This is a genomic window from Streptomyces sp. NPDC037054 (assembly GCF_055606745.1).
Window position 1 is genome coordinate 1 of the sequence record NZ_JBVJSJ010000028.1, and the last position, 3,462, is coordinate 3,462.

The following is a 3,462-nucleotide window of genomic DNA, read 5'->3' on the forward strand; positions in this document are numbered from 1 at the left end:
AGTTCTCAAGGAACGGACGCTTCCTTTGTACTCACCCTCTCGGGCTTTCCTCCGGGCGCTTCCCTTCGGTCTTGCGTTTCCGACTCTATCAGATCTTTCCGATCCGATTTCCTCGGTGCTTTCCAGGTGCCCGCTTTCGCGTTTCCCTTTCCGGCGGACCCGACTTTATCAGAAGTTTCAGGGCGGACTGACCGGCCTTCGCTTTCCGAATCATCGGGAGGGGCTTCTCCGGAATCGAAGTTCCGAGAAGCAGACAGATTGCTCGCTGTCGCCGGATCGGGCTCAACCCATCTCCAGGCAACTGTTCGAATCTACCTCCCCGGTCTCACCGTGTCAACGGCGTTTCCGGGGCGAAGAGGAGACTAGCAGCTCCGCGGACCTGTCCGCACATCAGGCAGCCGTGGGCACACTCGCGCTGCGTTCGGCCGCGTCGACGTCGCCCGTCTCACCGCTGCGAGCCGCGCGTCCGCCGAGTACGTAGACGTAGGCGAGGAAGGCCAGTTCGGCGAGGACGCCGATCGCGATGCGGGCCCAGGTGGGCAGGCCGGACGGGGTGACGAAGCCTTCGATCGCGCCGGAGACGAACAGGACCAGGGCGAGGCCGATGGCCATGCCGATGGCCGCGCGGCCTTCCTCGGCGAGGGCGGCGCGGCGGGTGCGCGGGCCCGGGTCGATGAGAGTCCAGCCCAGGCGCAGCCCCGTGCCGGCGGCCACGAAGACGGCGGTCAGTTCCAGGAGGCCGTGCGGGATGACGAGCCCGAGGAAGGTGTCGAGGCGGCCGGCCTCCGACATCAGGCCGATGCCGACGCCGAGGTTCAGCATGTTCTGGAAGAGGATCCAGAGGACCGGGAGCCCGAGGAAGACGCCGAGGATCAGGCAGAGGGCGGCGGCCCAGGCGTTGTTCGTCCAGACCTGTGCGGCGAACGAGGCCGCCGGGTGACTGGAGTAGTAGGTCTCGTACTGGCCGCCGGGGCGGGTCAGCTCCCGGAGTTCGCTGGGTGCCGCGATGGTGGCCTGTACCTCGGGGTGCGTACCGATCCACCAGCCGAGGAGCGCCGCGACCAGGGTGGACAGGAGTGCCGTGGGTGCCCACCAGTGGCGCGACCGGTAGACCGCTGCGGGGAAGCCGTGGGTGAGGAAGCGGGTGACGTCTCGCCATGAGGCGCGGCGCGTGCCCGTGACGGCGCTACGCGCGCGTGCGACCAGCTGGCTGAGCCGGCCCGTCAGTTGCGGGTCGGGGGCGCTGGACTGGATCAGGGACAGGTGGGTGGCGGTGCGCTGGTACAGGGCGACGAGTTCGTCGGCCTCGGCTCCTGTGAGGCGGCGCCGTCGGGCGAGCAGCGCGTCGAGGCGGTCCCACTCCGCTCGGTGGGCGGAGACGAAGACGTCGAGGTCCATCGGTGTGCCTGCTCCTGGGCTGCTCGTCGGCGGCTCGTCATGGGTCAGCTTGTCGTACTGGGGCGCGATGTGCCCTCAGCTTGGCAGACTGGCCGTGTTCGGGGCAGGTCAGGGGAAGGGCGGCAGGCGTGAGTGAGCTGGTGACGGGCGAGGCGGTGGCGCTGGAGTTGCGCCCCGCGAGGCTGCCCAGCAGGGCGTTGGCCGTGCTGCTGGATCTGGCGGTGGCCGTGGTCGTGTACATCGGCGTGACGCTCCTCCTCGTGGCCGCGACCGCTTCGCTGGACGAGGCGGCGCAGACCGCGCTGTCGCTCGCGACGTTCGTGTTGCTGCTGGTGGGCGGGCCGATCGCGGTTGAGACGCTGAGTCATGGGCGGTCGCTCGGCAAGATGGCGTGCGGGCTGCGGGTGGTGCGGGACGACGGCGGACCGATCCGGTTCCGGCACGCGCTGGTGCGCGGCCTGATCGGGGTGATCGAGATCCTGATGACGTTCGGCGTCGTCGCCTGCATCGCCTCGCTCGTGTCGGAGCGCGGTCGGCGGGTCGGCGACGTCTTCGCGGGGACGCTCGTCGTGCGGGAGCGGATACCCGTGGCGCGGGCGGGTTTCGTGCCGCCGCCCCCGCCGTGGCTGGCCGGGCGGTTCGCGGAGCTCGACCTGTCGGCGGTGCCCGACGACCTGTGGCTCGCCGTACGTCAGTACCTGACGCGGATGCAGCAGCTCGATCCGCAGGTCGGCCAGGCCATGGCGCAGCGGCTGGCGACCGATCTCGCGGCGTGTACCGGCACTCCCCCGCCGCCCGGGGTTCCGGCCGGGGCGTATTTGGCGGCAGTGGTGCGGGAACGTCAGGCGCGTGAGGCTCGGCGGGCCTTCGGGAACGGTCAGGGCGGGCACGCCCCTGCCGCGAACGGTCCGGGCGGGTATGCCCCTGCTGGGTACGCGTCGGTGCCCCCGTCGGCGTACGCGCCGCCGTACGCGGGGCAGGCCGCAGAGCAGGTGTCCCCTCCGGCTGCCCCTCAGCCGGTGCAGTCCGCACAACCCACGCCACCCCCGTCGGCCGCGTCCGACGTGCCGCCCGCGGACGCCCAGCCCGTCGAGCGGCGCCCGTCGACCGGGTTCGTGCCGCCCGCCTGAGCCGCCTGCCGGGTCGCTCGTGAGGCTGGCCGGCCGACTGCCGTCAGGGGAAGACGGACGGCGGTGACTCCAGGTCCTCCAACTCGATGCCCGGTGCCGCGAGGACCACGTCGCCGGCGATGTGGACCGAGTGCTGCTCGCCCGTGTCCAGGGCTGTGACCTGGTATTCGTCCACCATCAGGGGGCCGTTGTCAGTGGCGTGTGCTTCGCTGTCGACCAGTGCCCAGGACTGGTCCACGGTGCGCGGGGCGAGGACCGGATCCGTGAAGGCGACGAGGCGGACGCGGGTGGCGGACCCGGAGGGGGTGAGGCGCAGGAGACGGCTGGTGGCGACGAGGAACGCGGGGGACGTGCCGGTGAAGGCGTGGGCGCGCACATTGCCTTCGGTGGCCTCGGTCCCGGTGGGGTCGGTGCGGACCCAGGTGACGCCGTCGATGGCGGCGCCGCGCACCTGCCAGCTCGCCGCGTGAAGTTCGAGGCGGATGGGGCGGCCGAGTTCGTCGAGAGTCAGGTCGACGGAGCCGCGGTGATCGCCGGACGGGGCGGTCAGCTGGGAGACGTAGCGCCAGCCCGAGGGGCCGACGGCGCACTGGAAGTGCTCTTCTGCGAGGGGGGTGTGATCGTGCGGATCGTGGAGCGAATAACGGCCGCGGGGCATCGAGGTCCTGGGTCTTGACGGGCTGGTCCGGGCAGTGGGAGCCACTGGCGGCCTGGGAGCAAAGGGGCAGGCCCCCGGCACGGGGGTGCGGGGGCCTGCCTCTGAGGAACGTGCCGCTGAGAGGCGCGTCCGTACCTGGCGGCACGGACGCGCTCACCGCTGGCTTGTGAGCCGCGGCGGGGCTCAGTAGCGGTAGTGGTCCGGCTTGTACGGGCCCTCGACCTCGACGCCGATGTACTCGGCCTGCTCGGGGCGGAGCGTGGTCAGCTTCACGCC

The 3,462-nt window shown here is 71.3% G+C and carries 4 protein-coding genes; 1 reads left to right on the top strand and 3 read right to left on the bottom strand.

Annotated elements, in window-relative coordinates:
* Window positions 1-390: 390 nt before the first annotated feature.
* Window positions 391-1,398, bottom strand: a complete 1,008-nt coding sequence (locus ACZ7D7_RS33860; RefSeq protein WP_470829382.1) for a stage II sporulation protein M — start codon at window positions 1,396-1,398, stop codon at window positions 391-393.
* 128 nt (window positions 1,399-1,526) lie between these two features.
* Here ACZ7D7_RS33860 and ACZ7D7_RS33865 point away from each other — a divergent pair, with 128 nt between their 5' ends.
* Window positions 1,527-2,528, top strand: coding sequence for an RDD family protein (locus tag ACZ7D7_RS33865; RefSeq protein ID WP_470829383.1), 1,002 nt, complete (start codon window positions 1,527-1,529; stop codon window positions 2,526-2,528).
* Between the two features lie 43 nt (window positions 2,529-2,571).
* Here ACZ7D7_RS33865 and ACZ7D7_RS33870 read toward each other — a convergent pair whose 3' ends face one another.
* Window positions 2,572-3,186, bottom strand: coding sequence for a hypothetical protein (locus ACZ7D7_RS33870; protein WP_470829384.1), 615 nt, complete (start codon window positions 3,184-3,186; stop codon window positions 2,572-2,574).
* A gap of 183 nt (window positions 3,187-3,369) precedes the next feature.
* Window positions 3,370-3,462 (bottom strand): adenosylhomocysteinase (locus ACZ7D7_RS33875; RefSeq protein ID WP_470829385.1); only part of this gene is annotated, 93 nt, incomplete at its 5' end.